Source organism: Pseudomonas sp. MH9.3, from assembly GCF_034354675.1.
Lineage (GTDB): Bacteria > Pseudomonadota > Gammaproteobacteria > Pseudomonadales > Pseudomonadaceae > Aquipseudomonas.
Window position 1 is genome coordinate 4700644 of the sequence record NZ_CP133785.1, and the last position, 20878, is coordinate 4721521.

A 20878-nucleotide genomic window follows, 5' to 3' on the forward strand; every position below is an offset into this window, starting at 1 on the left:
CCGCTTGTCCGGCCCGGTCGCTCGATGGCCTTAACCGAAAGCAGATTTTGAGTGGAGAAAACCATGAGTGCAGCCCAAAGCGTCGGTCCGCAAGCGTTACCGGCACTGCAGGAACAAGTCGAGCAGATCCTTGCCGAGGCCAAGCGCCAGGGGGCCGCTGCCTGTGAAGTGGCGGTGTCGCTGGAGCAGGGGCTGTCGACTTCGGTGCGTCAGCGGGAAGTGGAAACTGTCGAGTTCAACCGTGACCAGGGGTTTGGCATCACCCTGTACGTCGGTCAGCGCAAAGGCTCGGCGAGCACCTCGGCCAGCGGCCCGGACGCGATACGCGAAACCGTCGCCGCCGCCCTGGCGATTGCCAGGCACACTTCCGAGGACGAAAGCTCGGGCCTGGCCGACAAGGCGCTGATGGCCAGGGACGTGCAGGACTTCGATCTGTTCCACGCCTGGGACATCACGCCTGAGCAGGCGATCGAACAGGCGCTGACGTGTGAGGCCGCGGCGTTCGACGCAGATGCCCGCATCAAGAACGCCGATGGCACCACGTTGAGCACTCACCAGGGTTGCCGTGTGTATGGCAACAGCCATGGGTTTATCGGTGGTTATGCGTCGACTCGTCACAGTTTGAGCTGCGTCATGATTGCCGAAGCCAATGGCCAGATGCAGCGTGACTACTGGTACGACGTAAATCGCCAGGGCGAGTTGCTGGCCGACCCGGTCAGCATCGGCCAGCGCGCAGCACAGCGCGCCGCGAGCCGCCTCGGTGCGCGCCCGGTGCCAACCTGTGAAGTGCCGGTGCTGTTTTCCGCAGAGCTGGCCGGGGGCTTGTTCGGCAGTTTCCTGGGGGCGATTTCCGGTGGCAACCTGTACCGCAAATCCTCTTTCCTTGAGGGGGCTATCGGTCAGACGCTGTTTCCGGAGTGGATGACCATCGATGAGCGTCCGCACCTGATGCGCGCGATGGGCAGTTCATCGTTCGACGGTGATGGCCTGGCCACCTATGCCAAGCCGTTCGTCGAGCAGGGTGAGTTGGTGTCCTATGTGCTGGGTACCTACGCCGGTCGCAAGCTCGGCCTGCCCAGCACCGCCAACGCTGGCGGCGTGCATAACCTGTTCGTGAGCCATGGCGATGAAGACCAGGCCGCGCTGTTGCGTCGTATGGGACGTGGCCTGCTGGTAACCGAACTGATGGGGCACGGCCTGAACATGGTCACCGGGGATTACTCGCGCGGCGCCGCGGGTTTCTGGGTGGAGAACGGCGAGATTCAGTTCGCGGTCCAGGAAGTCACTATCGCTGGCAACATGCGCGATATGTTCAAGCAGATCGTAGCGGTCGGGAATGATCTGGAACTGCGCAGCAACATTCGCACAGGTTCGGTACTGATCGAGCGGATGACAGTAGCGGGCAGCTGACCCACCCTTCGTCTCAAATAAAAAGCGCGCTATTCCACACGGATAGCGCGTTTTTTTTATGCCTGGATTGTCGACGGACCACGCTGCCGCCATTGCGTTGATTCTGATTATCATTTAATAATAAATATCATTACCGAATGAGAGTGGGTTATGAGTCGCGTCCTGCATGAAGATCCCTACCTCGAAAGCTGGCGCTGGATGAGCCGTCAGATTCGCTGCGGCCTCGATCCCAACGAGCCGCGCCTGATCGAGCATTACCTCAACGAGGGTCGTTACCTCGCGTGCTGTACGGCGACTCACCCGTGGACAATTGCTGAAACCTCATTCCGCTTGCTGATCGACACCGCCAGCGATATTGCCCTGCCGTGGCACTGGCGATCGCTGTGCCTGGATCAGGCCTGGCGCCCGCTGCGCGACCTGGAAAAACTTTCCAGCTGTGCCTGTCGCCTCAAGCGCTGGCAGGCGTTTGCCTGGCAATTGGCGACGTGCCAATTGCAGCCCTCCCTTTCTGTTTCTGACCTGGTGCAAGGATCCTCCGATGAGTAACACCCGTATCGAACGCGACAGCATGGGCGAACTGCACGTACCGGCCGAGGCTCTGTACGGCGCCCAGACCCAGCGCGCCGTGGACAACTTCCCGATCAGCCATCAGCGCATGCCGGCGCCCTTCATTCGCGCGCTGATCCTGGCCAAGGCCGCCGCCGCCAAGGCCAATGTCGAGCTCAAACAGATCAGCGAAGGGCAGGGCAAGGCCATCGTCGACGCCGCCCAGGGTTTGCTCGAAGGCGACTTCATGCGCCACTTCCCGGTGGATATCTTCCAGACCGGTTCCGGCACCAGCTCCAACATGAACGCCAACGAAGTGATCGCCACCCTCGCCAGCCGCCTGCTGGGCGAGGGGGTCAACCCCAACGATCACGTCAACTGCGGGCAAAGCAGCAACGACATCATCCCCACCACCATTCACGTCAGCGCAGCAATGGTTTTGCATGAGCAAACGTTACCGGCGCTGCTGCATCTGGTGCAGGTTATCGAGCAGAAAGCCGAGCAGGTGCATCCGTTCATCAAGACCGGCCGCACCCATCTGATGGACGCCATGCCGGTACGCATGAGTCAGGTGCTCAACGGCTGGGCGCAGCAGCTCAAGGCCAACATCGGGCATCTGCAGGACCTGCTGCCCAGTCTGCAGGCCCTGGCCCAGGGCGGCACCGCCGTGGGCACGGGCATCAACGCACATCCCGAATTCGCCGCGCGCTTCAGTCAGCAACTGAGCAGCCTGACCGGCGTGAAATTCACCCCGGGCAAGAACCTGTTCGCGCTGATCGGCTCCCAGGACACCGCCGTTGCGGTGTCGGGCCAACTGAAGGCGACCGCCGTGTCGCTGATGAAAATCGCCAATGACCTGCGCTGGATGAACTCGGGCCCATTGGCCGGCCTGGGCGAAATCGAACTGCAGGCTTTGCAGCCGGGTTCGTCGATCATGCCCGGCAAGGTCAACCCGGTAATCCCCGAGGCGACCGCCATGGTCGCCGCGCAGGTGATCGGCAATGACACGGTGATCACCATCGCCGGCCAGTCGGGCAACTTCGAACTCAACGTGATGCTGCCGATCATCGCCCAGAACCTGCTCAGCAGCCTCGAACTGCTGGGCAATTCCAGCCGTCTGCTGGCGGACAAGGCGATTGCCGGCTTCAAGGTCAACGAAGCCCGGCTCAAGGAAGCGTTGTCGCGCAACCCGATCCTGGTGACGGCACTCAACCCGATCATTGGTTACCAGAAGGCGGCTGAAATCGCCAAAAAGGCCTATCAGCAGGGTCGCCCGGTGATCGATGTCGCCCTTGAACACACTGACTTGCCGCGTAGCCAACTGGAGGTCCTGCTGGACCCGGAAAAGCTCACGGCCGGCGGCGTGTAATCACCGACCTGCTTTGGAGGCTCACCATGGAGCACTGGAAACGCACGATCGAACGGGCCAATCGCTGTTTTATGGCCGGTGAACTGGTTGAAGCTCGCGAGGCCTACCTGCAAGCCCTGGCCCTGGCGCAAGTGTTGTTCGAACGCTGGGCGGATGCCGACGAAGCGGTGGCGGCCTGCGTCATTTCCCATCACAACCTGGCGGACCTGCACCTGCGCCTGAACCAGCCTGAGGAAAGCGCCGAATACCTCTGCGCGGTCCATCAGCGCCTGTTGCAGACCATGCAGGACCCGCGTCTGCCGCCGCAACTGCGTGAGGCGGCATTGCGCCAAAGCAGCAAAACCTACGTCGAACTGCTGAATTTCATCAGCGATCACGGTGAATACCCACGCACTCATCGCCTGCTGGGCGGTGCCGCGGTGCAACCGACCCCGTCTCAATACGGAGCACATTGATATGAGTTACACCTTGCCTGCCTTGCCCTACGCCTACGATGCCCTGGAACCGCACATCGATGCGCAAACCATGGAAATCCACTACACCAGGCACCATCAGACCTACATCAACAACTTGAACGCTGCGGTTGATGGTACTGAGTTTGCCGACTGGCCGATTGAAAAGCTGGTGTCCAGCGTCCAGCAGTTGCCCGAGAAGTTGCGCGCTGCGGTGATCAATCAGGGCGGGGGCCATGCCAACCACTCGTTGTTCTGGGCCGTCATGTCGCCCAAAGGTGGCGGCAAGCCCGAAGGCGCACTGGGCAAGGCGATTGATCAGCAATTGGGCGGCTTCGAAAGCTTCAAGGAGGCATTCACCAAAGCCGCGCTGACCCGCTTCGGCAGCGGTTGGGCCTGGCTGAGCGTTACTCCGCAAAAGACCCTGGTGGTGGAAAGCAGCGGTAATCAGGACAGCCCGCTGATGAACGGCAATACCCCGATCCTGGGTCTGGACGTTTGGGAGCATGCGTATTACCTGCTGTACCAGAACCGCCGCCCGGAATACATCAACGCCTTCTACAGCGTTATCAACTGGCCCGAAGTGTCTGCACGCTATCAGGCCGCTGTGGGCTGACATTTATCTCCATAACAAGACCTAAGGCCGACTATGGGTACTGGAACACTGGCGATCAGCAGCGTGCGATTGTTTCGCTATGCGTTTGGCTCGCTGCTGCTGCTGGCAGGCACTGCATTGCTGGTGGCCCACGGGCTGGCCTGGCTGGACCTGGAACCGCGCATCCTGCGTGCCCTGCAGGGCGGTGCGCTCTGCGCGCTCGGCACAGCTTTGGGCGCGGTGCCCGTACTGGTAATCCGGCGCATGCCGGTGGCGTTGAGCGATACGCTATTGGGCTTCGGGGCGGGGGTGATGCTGGCTGCGACCGCCTTTTCGCTGGTGGTGCCGGGTATTTCCGCCGCCGAAAGCCTGGGGCTTTCGCCTTGGGCCGCCAGTGGCCTGATCAGTTTCGGCATCATGCTGGGCGCATTCGGGCTGTATCTGGTGGATCGCAAGGTTTCCGGCACCAGTCCGGAGATGTTGGTGGGCACACCGGATAAACCGGTCATCCCGCCTCGAATCTGGTTGTTTGTATTTGCCATCATCGCCCACAACATTCCGGAAGGTATGGCGGTGGGGGTGTCCGCCGGCGGCGGCATGCCGGATGCCGACAGCCTGGCGATGGGCATCGCGCTGCAGGATGTGCCGGAAGGACTGGTGATCGCGCTGGTACTGGCGGGAGCAGGTATGTCGCGGGTCAAGGCGTTCCTGATCGGCGCCGCTTCAGGCCTGGTGGAACCGGTGTTCGCCGTGCTCTGTGCCTGGCTGGTCACCCTTGCAGAAGTGCTGTTGCCATTGGGCCTGGCATTGGCTGCGGGCGCGATGCTGCTGGTGGTGACTCACGAAGTGATCCCCGAGTCGCGGCGCAATGGTCACGACAAGCTTGCCAGCCTTGGGTTGTGCCTGGGGTTTTGCTTGATGATGGTGATGGACACTGCCCTGGGTTAGGCCGCGCTGCTACTCAGGTTGGCGGTTATTCACCTTCGTCAAACTTGTTGTTGATCAACTCCACCAAGGCTGCCATCGCTTCATCCTCCTGCTCACCTTCGGTTTTCAGATGAATCGTGGTGCCCTTGCCCGCAGCCAGCATCATCATTGCCATGATGCTTTTGCCATCGACCATCGACTCCGGTGTACGCCCGGCGCGGATCTGGCAAGGAAACTTCCCGGCAACGCCGACGAATTTGGCCGAAGCCCGGGCGTGGAGGCCCAGCTTGTTGATAATTTGAATTTCCAGAGCGGGCATCGCGGAGGTGTTCCTTTCAGCTTAGGTCGCGGTGGCGGACCTGAACGTTCTTGAGGGTTTGCTGCAGCACCAGGCCAAGACGTTCTGTCAGGTAGACGGAGCGGTGGTGACCGCCGGTGCAGCCGATGGCTATGGTGACATAAGCGCGATTGCTCGCGGCAAAGCGCGGCAGCCATTTGAGCAGGTAGGTGGAGATGTCCTGGAACATATCCTCCACATCCGGTTGCGCGGCCAGGTAATCGATCACCGGCTGATCCAGACCGGATTGTTCGCGCAACTCTGGCTTCCAGTAAGGATTGGGCAGGCAGCGCACGTCGAACACCAGGTCGGCATCCACCGGCATGCCGCGTTTGAAGCCAAATGACTCGACCAGAAAGGCCGTACCGGGCTCAGGCTGATTGAGCAGACGCAGCTTGATGGCGTCGCGCAGCTGGTACAGGTTCAGGTTGGTGGTGTTGATCTTGAGGTCGGCCAGATCAATGATCGGCCCCAGCAGCGTGGTCTCGTCTTCGATGGCCTCGGCCAGCGAGCGGTTCGGGCTGCTCAGCGGGTGGCGCCGGCGGGTTTCGGAGAAACGCTTGAGCAGCGTCTCTTCGTCGGCGTCCAGGTACAGCACATCACAATGAATATGCTTGCCGCGCACTTCTTCGAGCAGTTCAGGGAACCGCGAGAGGTGGCTGGGCAGGTTGCGTGCATCAATCGAAACGGCGACCAGCGGTTGCGCCAATTCGGTATGGATAAGCGCGCGTTCGGCCAGTTCCGGCAGCAGGCCGGCGGGCAAATTATCGATGCAATAAAAACCGCTGTCTTCAAGCACATTGAGTGCGGTGCTTTTACCCGAGCCGGAGCGGCCACTGACAATGATCAGGCGCATGGTTATTGCTCGTCCAGCACAACCTGATACAACGCCTCATTGCTGCTGGCGTTGCGCAGTTTATGACGTACTTCCTTGCGGTCGAGCATGCTGGCGATCTGCCGAAGCAGTTCCAGGTGAGCATCGGTGGCCGCTTCCGGGACCAGCAAAACGAAGAGCAGGTCGACCGGAGCGCCGTCGATGGCATCGAAATCAATGGGTCTTTCCAGGTGCAGCAAGGCGCTGACCGGTGTGTCGCAGCCTTTGAGTCGGCAGTGAGGAATGGCGATGCCGTTGCCAAAACCGGTGGAGCCCAGTTTTTCACGGTCGATCAGGGCCTTGAACACGACCTGCTCATCCAGCTCGGGCACTTCCCGGCTGATCAGGTTGGCAATGTGTTCGAGGGCTTTTTTCTTACTGCCTCCCGGCGCGTTCACCAGGGAACGGCCGGGGGTCAGGATGGTTTCAAGTCGGATCATGGGGGGGAGTTAACGACCTGTACCTTGCATCAGGTGCAGATTCTTTTCCTTATGCTTTATGAGTTGGCGGTCGAGCTTGTCGTAGAGCGAGTCAATCGCCGCGTACATGTCTTCGTGTTCCGCATTGGCGACGAGCTTGGCATTCGGTACGTGCAGGGTGGCTTCGATTTTCTGCTTGAGCTTGTCGACCTCCATGATGACCTGCACATTGGTGATCTTGTCGAAATGCCCCGCAAGCTTGTTCAGCTTGCTCTCGGTGTATTCACGCAGGGGCTTGGTGACTTCCAGCTGGTGTCCACTGATGTTGACTTGCATACAGCTTCTCCTTCGTTGCCAGTGCATAAAGCGACAGGCGAAAAGCGCCTGCCACTGGAACGCTGTGGCCCGCCCGTCACATCAACCGCTTACGCTCGCTGGAAGGCGCAATCCCAAGGGATTCGCGATACTTGGCGACGGTTCGACGGGCGACCTGAATGCCTTGTGCCTCCAGTAAACCAGCGATCTTACTGTCACTCAATGGCTTTTTCTGATTTTCCGCGGCAACCAGTTTTTTGATGATTGCGCGAATCGCCGTGGACGAGCATTCGCCGCCTTCGGAGGTGCTGACGTGGCTGGAGAAAAAGTATTTCAGCTCATATATACCCCGCGGGGTATGCATGAATTTCTGTGTGGTGACCCGCGAAATCGTCGATTCGTGCATGCCCACCGCTTCCGCGATATCGTGCAGCACCAGCGGTTTCATCGCTTCGTCGCCGTACTCCAGGAAGCCGCGCTGATGCTCGACGATCTGGGTGGCCACTTTCATCAGGGTTTCGTTGCGGCTTTGCAGGCTCTTGATGAACCAGCGGGCTTCCTGCAACTGGTTGCGCATGAAGGTGTTGTCGGCACTGGTGTCGGCGCGGCGCACAAAGCCGGCGTACTGCGGGTTGACCCGCAGGCGCGGCACGGATTCCTGGTTCAACTCCACCAGCCAGCGCTCGTTGTCCTTGCGGACGATCACGTCGGGGACCACGTATTCGGCTTCGCTGGATTCGATCTGCGAGCCCGGCCTCGGGTTGAGGCTCTGCACCAGCTCGATGACCTGGCGCAGTTCATCTTCCTTGAGCTTCATGCGACGCATCAGCTGGCTATAGTCACGGCTGCCCAACAGGTCGATGTAGTCGGTAACCAGGCGCTGGGCTTCAGCGAGCCATGGCGTCCTGGCGGGCAATTGACGCAATTGCAGCAGCAGGCATTCACTGAGGTTGCGCGCACCGATACCGGCGGGCTCGAACTGCTGGATACGGTGCAGGACGGCTTCAATCTCGTCCAGCTCGATATCCAGTTCGGGGTCGAAAGCCTCCAGAATTTCGTCGAGCGTCTCGTCCAGATAGCCCTGGTTGTTGATGCAGTCGATCAGGGTGACGGCGATCAGGCGATCAGTGTCGGACATCGGCGCCAGGTTCAGCTGCCACAGCAGGTGGCTTTGCAGGCTCTCGCCGACGGAGGTGCGGGTGGTGAAGTCCCACTCGTCATCATCATTGCTGGGCAAGCTGCTCGCGCTGGTCTGGTAGACATCTTCCCAGGCGGTGTCCACGGGCAGTTCGTTGGGAATGCGTTCGTTCCAGTCGCCTTCCTCGAGGTTGTCCACCGTGGGGGCAGTTTCCTGATAGGAGGGTTCCTGCACGTCCGGGTTGGGTTTTTGCTCGATGTTGTCGGCCAGTGGGTCTGCATTATCGAAGTCGTCGCCTTCTTCCTGGCGTTCGAGCATCGGATTGGACTCCAGGGCCTCCTGGATTTCCTGTTGCAGGTCCAGGGTCGACAATTGGAGCAGGCGGATGGCCTGTTGCAGCTGCGGTGTCATCGTCAGCTGCTGGCCCATTCTCAGGACTAGCGATGGTTTCATGGCAGGGGCTTAACACCTTATTCGCCGGCGCAATGCGCCATCCACGACAGGGCGCGCGAGCGCCAAACATAAGCAAATTATATGCCTGATATCAGGTGCTTTGCCTAGAGCGCGATGACAATAAAAATACTGAAGTTTTCATTGACTCGCGCGCTCGTCGGCGAACGCCCTGATACCACCGTGTCTACAGGCGGAACTCGTGACCCAGGTACACTTCCTTGACCAGTTCGTTGGCCAGGATAGTCGCCGAATCGCCTTCGGCGATCAGTTGGCCATCGTTGACGATATAGGCGGTCTCGCAGATATCGAGGGTCTCACGGACGTTGTGGTCGGTGATCAGCACACCGATACCCTTGGCCTTGAGATGATGGATGATCTGCTTGATGTCGCCGACCGAAATCGGGTCGACGCCGGCAAACGGTTCGTCCAGCAGGATGAACTTGGGTGCCGTCGCCAGGGCGCGGGCGATTTCCACGCGGCGACGCTCACCACCGGACAGACTCATGCCGAGGTTGTCGCGAATGTGGTTGATGTGGAATTCCTGCAGCAGGCTTTCCAGCTCCTGACGGCGGCCGTCGCGGTCGAGTTCCTTGCGGGTCTCGAGGATCGCCATGATGTTGTCGGCAACCGACAGCTTGCGGAAAATCGACGCTTCCTGTGGCAGATAGCCGATACCGGCGCGTGCGCGACCGTGCATGGGCTGGTGGCTGACGTCGAGGTCGTCGATCAGCACACGCCCCTGGTCGGCCTGGACGAGGCCCACGATCATGTAGAAGCAGGTGGTCTTGCCGGCGCCGTTGGGGCCGAGCAAGCCGACGATCTGGCCGCTGTCGATCGACAGGCTGACGTCGCGCACGACCTGACGGCTTTTGTAGGCCTTGGCCAGATGCTGGGCTTTCAGGGTTGCCATTACTCGGCCTTCTTCTTCGGCTGGATAACCATGTCGATTCGCGGACGGGGTGCAGTGACCTTGGAGCCATTGGCGCGACCGGCGTTGGCGATCTGCTTCACGGTGTCATAGGTGATTTTTTCACCTTCCGTGGAGTTGCCATCGGGGCTCAGCACCTTGGCCTGGTCGATCAGCACGATGCGATTCTGCTGGGCGTGATACTGGATGGTCTTGCCGTAGCCCTTCATCGGGCCGGTATCGGCAGGGGCCTGCTTCTGCTCGAAGTAGGCCAGGTTACCCACCGACGTCACCACGTCGATGTCGCCAGCCGGGGTGCGGGTGAGGGTCACCGTGTTGCCGGTGATCTTCATCGAGCCCTGGGTGATGATGACGCCGCCGGTGTAGGTTGCGACGCCTTGCTTGTCATCGAGCTGAGCATCGTCAGCCGAGATGTGGATCGGTTGCTGGCTATCGTTCGGCAGAGCCCAGGCGCTCACGCTTCCCAGTGCTGCGCCCAGACCGAGCAAAATAGGGAGAGTTTTAACGAGCCTCATACTGTCCTCTTACGTTCGATAGCAGGTGTATCCTGCTTTCTTTCAAATACGCTTTCATTCCCTTGCCAGTCGATACACCGCCAGCGCCGTCGATTCTAACGTCTTGCTCGGTCTGCGCATATTGCCTTTGTGGGAATACGGTCATGCGACTGCTGGTAATGATGGTGTCGCGGTTCTGCGCGTCAGTTCGTGCGACGCGCACCGAGTCGATCAGTTCCACCTCGGTGCCGTCCGGGTTGACCTCGCCACGCTTGCTGGTCACGTGCCACGGGAACTCGGTGCCACGGTACAGATTCAGGTCCGGGTTGGTCAGCAGCGTGACTTCGGAAGCCTTCAAATGCTCGACCTTGTCCGATGTCATCTCGTACTGCACCTTGCCATCGGGCAGAAACTGCACGCTGTAGGCGTTGGTTGCGTAATAGTCGATAACCCCTTCGTCAACCTGCGCAACAGGCTGGTCGAGAAAGCGCTCCGGGCTGATATTCCAGTAGCCTACCGCGAGGAACAGCGCGGCAATGACCCCGAATAACAGGAAGTTGCGAATCTTTTTGCTCAGCATAAAACGCTCTATAGGTAGGCGGCGTGGGCCGCTTCAAGGCGGCCCTGGGCACGCAGGATCAGCTCGCAGAACTCGCGGGCGGCGCCTTCGCCGCCGCGGGCGGTCGTGACGCCATGGGCGTGTTCACGCACGAACGCAGCAGCATTGGCGACGGCCATGCCCAGGCCCACGCGGCGAATCACCGGCAGGTCCGGCAAGTCGTCACCCAGGTAGGCGACCTGCTCATAGCTTAGGTTGAGTTGGCCAAGAAGCTCGTCGAGCACCACCAGTTTATCCTCACGGCCCTGATACAGGTGAGGAATACCCAGGTTTTGTGCGCGGCGTTCCACAACGGGTGTTTTTCGACCACTGATAATGGCCGTTTGCACGCCTGCGGCCATCAACATCTTGAGGCCCTGGCCATCGAGGGTGTTGAACGTCTTGAATTCGCTGCCATCTTCGAGGAAGTAAAGGCGGCCATCAGTCAATACGCCGTCCACGTCGAAAATCGCCAATTTGATGTGTTTGCCGCGTTGCAGCAGGTCGTCGCTCATTTACATCACTCCCGCACGCAGCAAGTCGTGCATGTTCAGGGCGCCAATCGGGCGGTCGTCGGCATTGACCACCACCAGCGCGCCGATCTTGTGGTCTTCCATGATCTTCAGCGCTTCGGCTGCCAGCATCTCGGGGCGTGCCGTCTTGCCGTGGGGCGTCATCACCGCATCAATGGTGGCCGTGTGGATATCGATGGTGCGGTCCAGGGTGCGACGCAGGTCGCCGTCCGTGAACACGCCGGCCAGTCGCCCGTCCGCTTCCAGAATAACGGTCATGCCCAGGCCCTTGCGCGTCATTTCCATCAGCGCATCCTTGAGCAGGGTACCGCGCTGGACGTGAGGCAGTTCATCGCCCGAATGCATCACATGTTCCACCTTGAGCAGCAGGCGGCGGCCCAGGGCACCACCGGGGTGGGAAAACGCGAAGTCTTCAGCGGTGAACCCGCGCGCTTCGAGCAGCGCCACGGCGAGCGCATCGCCCATCACCAGGGTGGCGGTGGTGGAGGAGGTCGGCGCCAGGTTAAGCGGGCAGGCTTCGTGGGTCACGTGTACGTTCAGGTTGACGTCGGCGGCCTTGGCCAGCGTCGACTCCGGGTTGCCGGTGACACTGATCATCTGGATGCCCAGGCGCTTGATCAGCGGCAGCAGGGTCACGATTTCGTTGGTGGTACCGGAGTTGGACAGGGCCAGGATCACGTCGTCGCGGGTGATCATGCCCATGTCGCCATGACTGGCTTCAGCCGGGTGCACGAAAAAAGCGGTGGTGCCGGTGCTCGCCAGGGTGGCGGCAATCTTATTGCCGACATGGCCGGATTTGCCCATGCCGACCACCACAACGCGGCCCTTGCTGGCCAGAATCAGCTCACAGGCGCGTACAAAATCCGCGTCGATATGGGCCAGCAAGCCTTCTACGGCTTCAAGCTCCAGGCGGATCGTACGTTGTGCGGATTGAATGAGGTCGCTGGATTGGCTCATGTCTGAAGTCGTATAGCCTGACGAAAAGTCGGCGATTATAGCGGTAATGAACAATTCCCTCACGCTAGATCGTCAGGGTTTATTCGATAGGCGCAAATTTACACTCGGTTACATCCCCGCGGTTTTTTCGCTGTCCTTATTCTGAACGAGCGATGTTCCGGCCTTGGGGGCTCTGCACCAGCGGTGATATAGTTCGCCGCTTGTTCGGCCCGCCCAGCACACGCGGCTATTTATATTGCGCAAGCGTGTAAACGTTTGTCGTTCACGTGGTGTCTGAGTGTGAGTCCGCATCCCAAGGAGTTTAGATGAGTGCCGATAACGCCTACGCGGTCGAGCTGAAGGGCCTTTCCTTCAAGCGCGGGACGCGCAGCATCTTCAATAACGTCGATATTCGCATTCCCCGCGGCAAGGTCACGGGCATCATGGGGCCTTCCGGTTGCGGCAAGACCACCCTGTTGCGTCTGATGGGCATGCAGTTGCGGCCCAGCGCCGGCGAAGTGTGGGTCAATGGCCAGAACCTGCCGACGCTGTCGCGCAGTGATCTGTTCGACGCGCGCAAGCACATGGGTGTGCTGTTCCAGAGCGGCGCGCTGTTCACAGACCTGGACGTGTTCGAGAACGTGGCCTTCCCGTTGCGGGTGCATACCCAGCTGTCCGACGAGATGATTCGTGACATCGTGTTGTTGAAACTGCAGGCCGTCGGCCTTCGCGGAGCCATCGACCTGATGCCGGACGAACTGTCCGGCGGCATGAAGCGCCGTGTCGCGCTGGCGCGAGCCATTGCCCTGGATCCGCAGATCCTCATGTACGACGAGCCCTTCGTGGGCCAGGACCCGATCGCCATGGGTGTCCTGGTGCGCCTGATCCGTCTGCTCAACGATGCGCTGGGAATCACCAGTATCGTGGTCTCCCACGACCTGGCCGAAACGGCGAGCATCGCCGACTACCTGTATGTCGTCGGCGATGGCCAGGTGCTGGGGCAGGGCACGCCCGAAGAGCTGATGAACGCCGACAACCCGCGCATTCGCCAATTCATGACCGGTGATCCCGATGGTCCGGTGCCCTTTCATTTTCCGGCAGCGGATTACCGCTCAGACCTTCTGGGGAAGCGTTGATGCGCAAGACATCTCTTATCGAGAAGGTTCGCCTTTTCGGTCGGTCCGGCATCGATATCATCGAAGTGCTGGGTCGTTCGACCATTTTCCTGTTCCACGCCCTGCTGGGGCGCGGTGGCATCGGCGGTGGCTTTGGCCTGCTGCTCAAGCAATTGCACGCTGTGGGCGTGATGTCGCTGGTGATCATCGTGGTGTCCGGGGTTTTCATCGGCATGGTGCTGGCGCTGCAAGGCTTCAACATCCTTTCGAGCTATGGCTCGGAACAGGCGGTAGGCCAGATGGTTGCCCTGACGCTGCTGCGTGAGCTGGGGCCGGTGGTGACCGCGCTGCTGTTCGCCGGGCGCGCAGGTTCTGCACTGACCGCCGAAATCGGCAACATGAAATCCACCGAGCAGTTGTCCAGCCTGGAAATGATCGGTGTGGACCCGCTCAAGTACATCGTTGCCCCACGCCTGTGGGCCGGCTTCATTTCCCTGCCGCTGCTGGCGATGATTTTCAGCGTGGTGGGCATCTGGGGCGGCTCTTGGGTGGCAGTGGACTGGCTGGGCGTCTATGACGGTTCCTACTGGGCCAACATGCAAAACAGCGTGACCTTCACGGGTGATGTGCTCAACGGCATCATAAAGAGCATTGTCTTCGCGTTTGTCGTGACCTGGATCGCCGTATTCCAAGGCTATGACTGTGAGCCCACTTCAGAGGGGATCAGCCGTGCCACCACCAAGACCGTTGTGTACGCCTCGCTGGCGGTACTGGGCCTTGACTTCATTTTGACCGCCTTGATGTTTGGAGACTTCTGATGCAAAACCGCACTGTGGAAATCGGTGTCGGCCTTTTCTTGCTGGCTGGCATCCTGGCTTTACTGTTGCTGGCCCTGCGGGTCAGCGGTCTTTCGGCCAGCCCCACCGCCGATACCTATAAACTTTACGCGTACTTCGACAATATTGCCGGTTTGACTGTCAGAGCTAAAGTGACCATGGCCGGTGTCACCATCGGCAAGGTCACGGCAATCGATCTGGATCGCGACAGCTTCACCGGGCGAGTGACGATGCAACTGGACAAGAAGGTGGATAACCTGCCGACTGACTCCACAGCATCTATCCTCACTGCGGGTTTGCTCGGTGAGAAGTACATCGGTGTCAGCGTGGGTGGGGAAACAGCCCTGCTCAAGGATGGTTCGACCATCCACGACACGCAGTCGTCGCTGGTGCTTGAGGACCTGATTGGTAAGTTCCTGCTCAACACGGTCAATAAAGACGCCAAATGAGGAATCTGTTCATGATCTCTACCTTGCGACGTGGCCTGCTGGTACTGCTTGCAGCGTTGCCGCTGATGGCAAACGCGGCAGGTTCTGCCCACGACCTGGTGCAGGACACGACCAACAAGATGTTGGCTGACCTGACGGCCAACAAAGAAAAGTACAAACAGGACCCGAGCCAGTTCTACAACGCGCTCGACACCATCGTGGGCCCGGTCGTGGATGCCGAAGGCATCTCCCGCAGCATCATGACGGTGAAGTATTCGCGCAAAGCCACGCCGGCGCAGATGCAGACCTTCCAGGAAAACTTCAAGCGCGGGCTGTTCCAGTTCTACGGCAACGCCTTGCTCGAGTACAACAACCAGGGCATTACCGTGGCCCCGGCCGGCGACGAATCGGGTGACCGCACCAGCGTCAACATGAGCGTCAAAGGCAACAATGGCGCGGTGTACCCTGTGCAGTACACGCTGGAGAAGGTCAAGGGCGAGTGGAAGCTGCGCAACGTGATCATCAACGGCATCAACATCGGCAAACTGTTCCGTGACCAGTTCGCCGACGCGATGCAGCGCAATGGCAACGACCTGGACAAGACCATCAATGGTTGGGCCGGTGAAGTGGCCAAGGCCAAGGAAACCTCCGACAAAGAAGCCGGGAAGTCTGCGCAATGACCGAGTCGGCTGTTCGTATCGGCGCTGCCGGCGAGCTGTTCCTCAGTGGCGTGCTGGATTACCGTACCGGGCCTGACCTGCGCAAGCAGGGCCAGGCGCTGATCCAGGCCAGCAGCGCACCTGCGCTGGTGCTCGATTGCTCGGCGGTGACCAAGTCCAGCAGCGTAGGTTTGTCCTTGTTGCTGTGCTTCATGCGTGATGCCGAAGCGGCCAACAAGCCGCTCAGCATTCGTGCGCTGCCCGAGGACATGCGTGAGATCGCCGAGGTTTCCGGTCTGACCGAGCTGCTGGCGCATCCTTAATACACGTTATTACAGGAGCCCCCCGTCAGAGTCCTGCTATGCGGGGTTCGCAGGCGCGGGGCTTTTTTGTATGATGTGCGACCCGTGCGCACTGGGCGCCGATAGAGGTTGAACATGCAGGCCCTAGAAGTTAAGAGCTTTCTCGAAGGAAAGCTGCCGGGAACGACCGTAGAAGTTGAAGGCGAAGGCTGCAATTTCCAGCTGAACGTGATTAGCGATGAACTGGCGGCATTGAGCCCGGTCAAGCGTCAGCAGCAGATCTATGCCCATTTGAACCCATGGATCACCGATGGCAGCATCCATGCGGTCACTATGAAATTTTTCAGCCGCGCGGCCTGGGCCGAGCGCACCTGAGCCCCCAAGGCGTCGAGATTCTTATGGATAAATTGATTATTACCGGCGGTGCCCGCCTTGATGGCGAGATCCGCATCTCCGGTGCGAAAAACTCCGCCTTGCCGATCCTGGCAGCGACCCTGCTGTGTGATGGCCCGGTCACCGTGGCCAACCTGCCGCACCTGCACGACATCACCACCATGATCGAGCTGTTCGGTCGCATGGGCATTGAGCCGGTGATCGACGAGAAGCTCTCGGTCGAAATCGACCCGCGCACCATCAAGACCCTGATCGCCCCGTACGAACTGGTTAAGACCATGCGTGCGTCGATCCTGGTGCTGGGCCCCATGGTTGCCCGTTTCGGCGAAGCTGAAGTGGCCCTGCCTGGCGGTTGCGCCATTGGCTCGCGTCCGGTCGACCTGCACATCCGTGGCCTTGAAGCCATGGGCGCGGTCATCGACGTCGAAGGCGGCTACATCAAGGCCAAGGCGCCAGAAGGCGGCCTGCGTGGCGCCAATTTCTTCTTCGATACCGTGAGCGTCACCGGCACCGAGAACATCATGATGGCCGCGGCCCTGGCTAATGGCCGCAGCGTCCTGCAAAACGCCGCGCGCGAGCCGGAAGTGGTCGACCTGGCCAACTTCCTGATCGCGATGGGTGCCAATATCAGCGGCGCCGGCACCGACACCATCACCATCGACGGCGTGAAGCGTCTGCACTCGGCCACCTACAAAGTGATGCCGGACCGTATCGAGACGGGCACTTACCTGGTTGCCGCCGCCGTTACCGGTGGCCGCGTCAAGGTCAAGGACACCGATCCGACCATCCTTGAAGCCGTTCTGGAAAAACTCAAGGAAGCCGGTGCTGAAATCACCACCGGTGAAGACTGGATCGAGCTGAACATGCACGGCAAGCGGCCAAAAGCCGTTAACGTGCGCACCGCTCCGTACCCGGCGTTCCCGACCGACATGCAGGCGCAGTTCATCTCCCTGAACGCAATCGCCGAAGGCACCGGTGCGGTGATCGAGACCATCTTCGAAAACCGTTTCATGCACGTGTACGAACTGCACCGCATGGGCGCCAAGATCCAGGTTGAAGGCAATACCGCCATCGTCACCGGTATCGACAAGCTCAAGGGCGCGCCAGTGATGGCTACCGACCTGCGTGCGTCGGCCAGTCTGGTGATCTCGGCGCTGTGCGCTGACGGCGACACCCTCATCGACCGCATCTACCACATCGACCGTGGTTACGAGTGCATCGAAGAAAAACTGCAGATGCTCGGCGCGAAGATCCGCCGCGTACCGGGCTAGTCCTGGCGCCGTAAACACCGCCGCTGTTGCGGCAAGTGGGCTCCTGCGGTGAGCGAGCTTTTGTGGCAAGCGGGCTTTTGTGGCGAGCGGGCTTGCCCCGCGTTGGACTGCGCAGCAGTCCCGCTTTTTGCGATCGCTACGCAACCCAGCGCGTTGCAAGCCCGCTCGCCACAGTGAGGTGCTTGCCGTTAAGTGAGCGGTGTGCTGAATTTGTTTCAAGTCGAGGCTGTCACGGCCTCGATCTGTGTCTGGCGCCGTTTGCGACCAGACCGCAATTGCCTGATGAAGGACTGACGTTCCCATGTTGACCATCGCACTGTCCAAGGGCCGCATCCTTGACGACACGTTGCCCCTGCTGGCTGAAGCGGGCATCGTGCCGACCGAGAATCCGGACAAGAGCCGCAAGCTGATCATCCCCACGACCCAGGACGACGTGCGCCTGTTGATCGTGCGGGCTACCGATGTGCCGACCTACGTCGAGCATGGCGCGGCCGACCTCGGCGTCGCCGGCAAGGACGTGCTGATGGAATACGGCGGCCAGGGCCTGTACGAGCCGCTGGACCTGCGTATTGCCCTGTGCAAGCTGATGACCGCCGGCCGTGTCGGTGATGTCGAGCCTAAAGGCCGCTTGCGGGTGGCCACCAAGTTCGTCAACGTTGCCAAGCGTTACTACGCCGAACAAGGCCGCCAGGTCGATATCATCAAGCTCTATGGCTCGATGGAGCTGGCGCCGCTGATCGGCCTGGCCGACAAGATCATCGACGTGGTCGACACCGGCAACACCCTGCGTGCCAACGGGCTTGAACCCCAGGATTTCATTGCCGATATCAGCTCCCGGCTGATCGTCAACAAAGCATCAATGAAGATGCAGCATGCCCGTATCCAGGCGTTGATCGACACCCTGCGCAAGGCAGTGGAGTCGCGACACCGCGGTTGACTCACCCGCGCGGCCTTAGGTCGCGCCCGTCTATCCGCCTCATAGCCAGAATTCTCAGGTGCCCAAGCGGATCGACTGCTAACGTTCGGCGCCTGAGCATTTTTGCCAATCCTATGAGGCCCTCGCTATGACCACGTCCACTGCAATTGCCCGACTCAACGCTGCCGACCCGGATTTCGCCCATCATCTGGATCATCTGCTGAGCTGGGAAAGCGTGTCCGACGACTCGGTCAACGGGCGAGTGCTCGACATCATCAAGGCCGTGCGCGAGCGCGGTGATGCGGCGCTGGTGGACTTCACCCGCCAGTTCGATGGCCTGGACGTCAAATCCATGGCTGACCTGATCCTGCCGCGCGAGCGCCTGGAGCTCGCACTGACGCGCATCACCGGCCCGCAGCGCGAAGCCCTGGAAGTGGCGGCGGCGCGGGTGCGCAGCTATCACGAAAAGCAGAAACAGGATTCCTGGAGCTACACCGAGGCCGACGGTACCGTGCTTGGCCAGAAGGTCACGCCACTGGACCGTGCGGGTCTGTACGTGCCGGGCGGTAAAGCCTCGTACCCCTCGTCGGTATTGATGAACGCGATTCCGGCCAAGGTGGCGGGCGTGACCGAAGTGGTCATGGTGGTGCCGACTCCGCGCGGCGAAATCAATGAGCTGGTGCTGGCGGCGGCCTGCATCGCCGGCGTTGACCGCGTATTTACCATCGGCGGCGCCCAGGCAGTTGCAGCCCTGGCCTATGGCACCGAGAGCGTGCCGAAGGTGGACAAGGTGGTCGGCCCCGGCAACATCTATGTGGCCACCGCCAAGCGCCATGTGTTCGGTCAGGTTGGTATCGACATGATCGCCGGCCCCTCGGAAATCCTGGTGGTGTGCGACGGCCAGACCGACCCTGACTGGATCGCCATGGACCTGTTCTCCCAGGCCGAGCACGACGAAGACGCCCAGGCGATTCTGGTCTGCCCGGACGCCGAGTTCCTCGACAAGGTCGCCGCCAGCATCGACAAGCTGCTGCCGACCATGGACCGCGCCGAGATCATCGAGAAGTCGATCAATGGTCGCGGCGCACTGATCCTGGTGCGCGACATGGAGCAAGCCATCGAGGTGGCCAACCGCATCGCGCCGGAGCACCTGGAGCTGTCCGTGGCCGATCCGCAAGCCTGGCTGCCGTCTATTCGCCACGCCGGTGCGATCTTCATGGGCCGCCACACCAGCGAAGCGCTGGGCGACTACTGCGCGGGTCCCAACCACGTGCTGCCCACCTCCGGCACGGCGCGTTTCTCGTCGCCGCTGGGGGTGTACGACTTCCAGAAGCGTTCGTCGATCATTTTCTGCTCGCCACAAGGCGCCTCCGAACTGGGCAAGACCGCCTCGGTGCTGGCCCGTGGTGAATCCCTCAGCGCCCACGCGCGCAGCGCCGAATACCGCATCCTTGAAGAGGGGAAATGACACATGAGCAAATTCTGGAGCCCCTTCGTCAAGGACCTGGTGCCTTACGTGCCTGGCGAGCAGCCCAAGCTGACCAAACTGGTCAAGCTCAACACCAATGAAAACCCCTACGGCCCATCGCCCAAGGCGCTGGCAGCAATGCGGGCCGAGTTGAACGACAACCTGCGCCTGTACCCGGATCCCAACAGCGACCTGCTCAAGCAGGCCGTGGCCAACCATTATGGGATCGATACCGGCAAGGTGTTCCTCGGCAACGGCTCTGACGAGGTACTGGCGCACATCTTCCATGGTCTGTTCCAGCACGACTTGCCGTTGTTGTTCCCGGATATCAGCTACAGCTTCTATCCGGTGTACTGCGGTCTCTACGGCATCACCTCCGCACCGGTGCCGCTGGATGAGCAGTTCCAGATTCGTGCGGCGGACTACGCCAGGCCCAACGGCGGGATCATCTTCCCCAATCCGAACGCCCCGACCGGCTGCGTGCTGGGGCTGGACGCGGTGGAGCAGATCCTCAAGGCCAACCCCGACTCGGTGGTAGTGGTCGATGAAGCCTATATCGACTTTGGCGGCGACACCGCCATCCGTCTGGTGGATCGCTACCCGAATCTGTTGGTCACTCAGACCCTGTCCAAATCGCGCTCACTCGCCGGTTTGCGCGTGGGCCTGGCCGTGGGCCACCCTGATTTGATCGAAGCGCTGGAGCGGGTCAAGAACAGCTTCAACTCCTACCCGCTGGATCGCCTGGCGATTGCCGGCGCGGCGGCGGCGTTCGAGGACCGCGAGTACTTCGCCAAGACCTGTCAACTGGTGATCGACAGCCGTGAGACGCTGGTGACGCAACTGGAAGGGAAGGGCTTTGAAGTGCTGCCGTCGGCGGCCAACTTCATCTTTGCCCGTCACCCACACCATGATGCTGCAGGCTTGGCTGCGAAGCTGCGTGAGCAAGGGGTGATCGTGCGGCACTTCAAGCAGGCGCGGATTGCCCAGTTCCTGCGGATCAGCATCGGTACGCCTGAGCAGAACCAGGCGTTGATCGACGGGCTTGGCGAGCTCTGACAGGCGCTGAAATACAATGTGGGAGGGGGCCTGCTCCCGATGGCGGTGTTCCAGTCAAGTATGCATCGACTGACACTCCGCTATCGGGAGCAAGCCCCTCCCACATTTGG

The 20878-nt window shown here is 60.6% G+C and carries 26 protein-coding genes; 16 read left to right on the plus strand and 10 right to left on the minus strand.

The window, feature by feature from the left end; all coding sequences use genetic code 11:
- The first annotated feature begins 63 nt into the window (after window positions 1-63).
- The 6 genes from pmbA (at window position 64) to RHM60_RS20855 (ending at window position 5320) form a co-directional block, all read left to right on the plus strand.
- On the plus strand, window positions 64-1410 hold the full coding sequence (pmbA, locus tag RHM60_RS20830) for a metalloprotease PmbA (RefSeq protein ID WP_231422527.1): 1347 nt from the start codon (window positions 64-66) through the stop codon (window positions 1408-1410).
- A gap of 150 nt (window positions 1411-1560) precedes the next feature.
- A complete protein-coding gene (locus RHM60_RS20835) occupies window positions 1561-1956 on the plus strand; it encodes a FagA protein (protein ID WP_209988639.1) in 396 nt (131 codons plus the stop codon).
- Complete coding sequence (locus tag RHM60_RS20840; protein WP_209988642.1) at window positions 1949-3325, plus strand: class II fumarate hydratase; 1377 nt, start codon at window positions 1949-1951, stop codon at window positions 3323-3325. The genes RHM60_RS20835 and RHM60_RS20840 overlap by 8 nt, the downstream gene beginning before the upstream one ends.
- 26 nt (window positions 3326-3351) lie before the next feature.
- The gene (locus RHM60_RS20845; RefSeq protein ID WP_322212659.1) at window positions 3352-3780 is read left to right on the plus strand and encodes a hypothetical protein; all 429 of its coding nucleotides are present in this window, start codon (window positions 3352-3354) and stop codon (window positions 3778-3780) included.
- A gap of 1 nt (window position 3781) precedes the next feature.
- Complete coding sequence (locus RHM60_RS20850) at window positions 3782-4393, plus strand: superoxide dismutase (RefSeq protein ID WP_322212660.1); 612 nt, start codon at window positions 3782-3784, stop codon at window positions 4391-4393.
- 33 nt (window positions 4394-4426) lie between these two features.
- Entirely contained in the window at window positions 4427-5320 is an 894-nt protein-coding gene (locus tag RHM60_RS20855) for a ZIP family metal transporter (RefSeq protein ID WP_209988650.1), read from the plus strand.
- A gap of 25 nt (window positions 5321-5345) precedes the next feature.
- Here RHM60_RS20855 and RHM60_RS20860 read toward each other — a convergent pair whose 3' ends face one another.
- The 10 genes from RHM60_RS20860 to RHM60_RS20905 form a co-directional block, all read right to left on the minus strand.
- On the minus strand, window positions 5346-5618 hold the full coding sequence (locus RHM60_RS20860; protein WP_231422530.1) for an HPr family phosphocarrier protein: 273 nt from the start codon (window positions 5616-5618) through the stop codon (window positions 5346-5348).
- A gap of 16 nt (window positions 5619-5634) precedes the next feature.
- Window positions 5635-6492 carry an RNase adapter RapZ gene (gene rapZ / locus RHM60_RS20865; RefSeq protein WP_209988657.1) on the minus strand — a complete coding sequence of 286 codons (858 nt, stop codon included), beginning with the start codon at window positions 6490-6492 and terminating at the stop codon, window positions 5635-5637.
- Between the two features lie 2 nt (window positions 6493-6494).
- Window positions 6495-6950: a PTS IIA-like nitrogen regulatory protein PtsN gene (ptsN, locus tag RHM60_RS20870; RefSeq protein WP_004372099.1), complete on the minus strand. Its 456-nt coding sequence runs from the start codon at window positions 6948-6950 to the stop codon at window positions 6495-6497.
- A gap of 9 nt (window positions 6951-6959) precedes the next feature.
- Complete coding sequence (gene hpf / locus RHM60_RS20875) at window positions 6960-7265, minus strand: ribosome hibernation-promoting factor, HPF/YfiA family (RefSeq protein ID WP_003171804.1); 306 nt, start codon at window positions 7263-7265, stop codon at window positions 6960-6962.
- 76 nt (window positions 7266-7341) lie between these two features.
- Complete coding sequence (locus tag RHM60_RS20880) at window positions 7342-8835, minus strand: RNA polymerase factor sigma-54 (protein WP_209988663.1); 1494 nt, start codon at window positions 8833-8835, stop codon at window positions 7342-7344.
- A gap of 184 nt (window positions 8836-9019) precedes the next feature.
- Window positions 9020-9745, minus strand: a complete 726-nt coding sequence (gene lptB / locus RHM60_RS20885; RefSeq protein WP_004372092.1) for an LPS export ABC transporter ATP-binding protein — start codon at window positions 9743-9745, stop codon at window positions 9020-9022.
- Complete coding sequence (gene lptA, locus RHM60_RS20890; protein WP_032870591.1) at window positions 9745-10278, minus strand: lipopolysaccharide transport periplasmic protein LptA; 534 nt, start codon at window positions 10276-10278, stop codon at window positions 9745-9747. The genes lptB and lptA overlap by 1 nt, the downstream gene beginning before the upstream one ends.
- Window positions 10265-10837 (minus strand): LPS export ABC transporter periplasmic protein LptC, encoded by a 573-nt coding sequence (lptC, locus tag RHM60_RS20895; RefSeq protein ID WP_004372088.1) that lies wholly within the window; start codon window positions 10835-10837, stop codon window positions 10265-10267. Before lptC ends, lptA begins: the two co-directional genes overlap by 14 nt.
- Before the next feature lie 8 nt (window positions 10838-10845).
- Window positions 10846-11370, minus strand: coding sequence for an HAD family hydrolase (locus RHM60_RS20900; RefSeq protein ID WP_322212662.1), 525 nt, complete (start codon window positions 11368-11370; stop codon window positions 10846-10848).
- Entirely contained in the window at window positions 11371-12345 is a 975-nt protein-coding gene (locus tag RHM60_RS20905; protein WP_209988666.1) for a KpsF/GutQ family sugar-phosphate isomerase, read from the minus strand. It abuts the gene before it with no gap.
- Between the two features lie 305 nt (window positions 12346-12650).
- Here RHM60_RS20905 and RHM60_RS20910 point away from each other — a divergent pair, with 305 nt between their 5' ends.
- The 10 genes from RHM60_RS20910 (at window position 12651) to hisC (ending at window position 20768) form a co-directional block, all read left to right on the plus strand.
- A complete protein-coding gene (locus tag RHM60_RS20910; protein WP_003216128.1) occupies window positions 12651-13460 on the plus strand; it encodes an ATP-binding cassette domain-containing protein in 810 nt (269 codons plus the stop codon).
- Window positions 13460-14257, plus strand: a complete 798-nt coding sequence (mlaE, locus tag RHM60_RS20915) for a lipid asymmetry maintenance ABC transporter permease subunit MlaE (RefSeq protein ID WP_005784853.1) — start codon at window positions 13460-13462, stop codon at window positions 14255-14257. The genes RHM60_RS20910 and mlaE overlap by 1 nt, the downstream gene beginning before the upstream one ends.
- The gene (mlaD, locus tag RHM60_RS20920) at window positions 14257-14724 is read left to right on the plus strand and encodes an outer membrane lipid asymmetry maintenance protein MlaD (protein WP_003171814.1); all 468 of its coding nucleotides are present in this window, start codon (window positions 14257-14259) and stop codon (window positions 14722-14724) included. The genes mlaE and mlaD overlap by 1 nt, the downstream gene beginning before the upstream one ends.
- A gap of 11 nt (window positions 14725-14735) precedes the next feature.
- The gene (locus RHM60_RS20925; protein WP_209988670.1) at window positions 14736-15383 is read left to right on the plus strand and encodes an MlaC/ttg2D family ABC transporter substrate-binding protein; all 648 of its coding nucleotides are present in this window, start codon (window positions 14736-14738) and stop codon (window positions 15381-15383) included.
- Window positions 15380-15685 (plus strand): STAS domain-containing protein, encoded by a 306-nt coding sequence (locus RHM60_RS20930; RefSeq protein ID WP_209988673.1) that lies wholly within the window; start codon window positions 15380-15382, stop codon window positions 15683-15685. The genes RHM60_RS20925 and RHM60_RS20930 overlap by 4 nt, the downstream gene beginning before the upstream one ends.
- A 114-nt stretch (window positions 15686-15799) precedes the next feature.
- Entirely contained in the window at window positions 15800-16039 is a 240-nt protein-coding gene (locus tag RHM60_RS20935; protein ID WP_231422533.1) for a BolA family protein, read from the plus strand.
- A gap of 23 nt (window positions 16040-16062) precedes the next feature.
- Window positions 16063-17328, plus strand: a complete 1266-nt coding sequence (gene murA / locus RHM60_RS20940; protein WP_004372068.1) for a UDP-N-acetylglucosamine 1-carboxyvinyltransferase — start codon at window positions 16063-16065, stop codon at window positions 17326-17328.
- Window positions 17329-17629: 301 nt separating this feature from the next.
- Window positions 17630-18265 carry an ATP phosphoribosyltransferase gene (gene hisG, locus RHM60_RS20945; RefSeq protein ID WP_003188599.1) on the plus strand — a complete coding sequence of 212 codons (636 nt, stop codon included), beginning with the start codon at window positions 17630-17632 and terminating at the stop codon, window positions 18263-18265.
- Window positions 18266-18392: 127 nt separating this feature from the next.
- A complete protein-coding gene (gene hisD, locus RHM60_RS20950; protein ID WP_057006862.1) occupies window positions 18393-19712 on the plus strand; it encodes a histidinol dehydrogenase in 1320 nt (439 codons plus the stop codon).
- A gap of 3 nt (window positions 19713-19715) precedes the next feature.
- On the plus strand, window positions 19716-20768 hold the full coding sequence (gene hisC, locus RHM60_RS20955) for a histidinol-phosphate transaminase (RefSeq protein ID WP_322212666.1): 1053 nt from the start codon (window positions 19716-19718) through the stop codon (window positions 20766-20768).
- Window positions 20769-20878 lie beyond the last annotated feature (110 nt).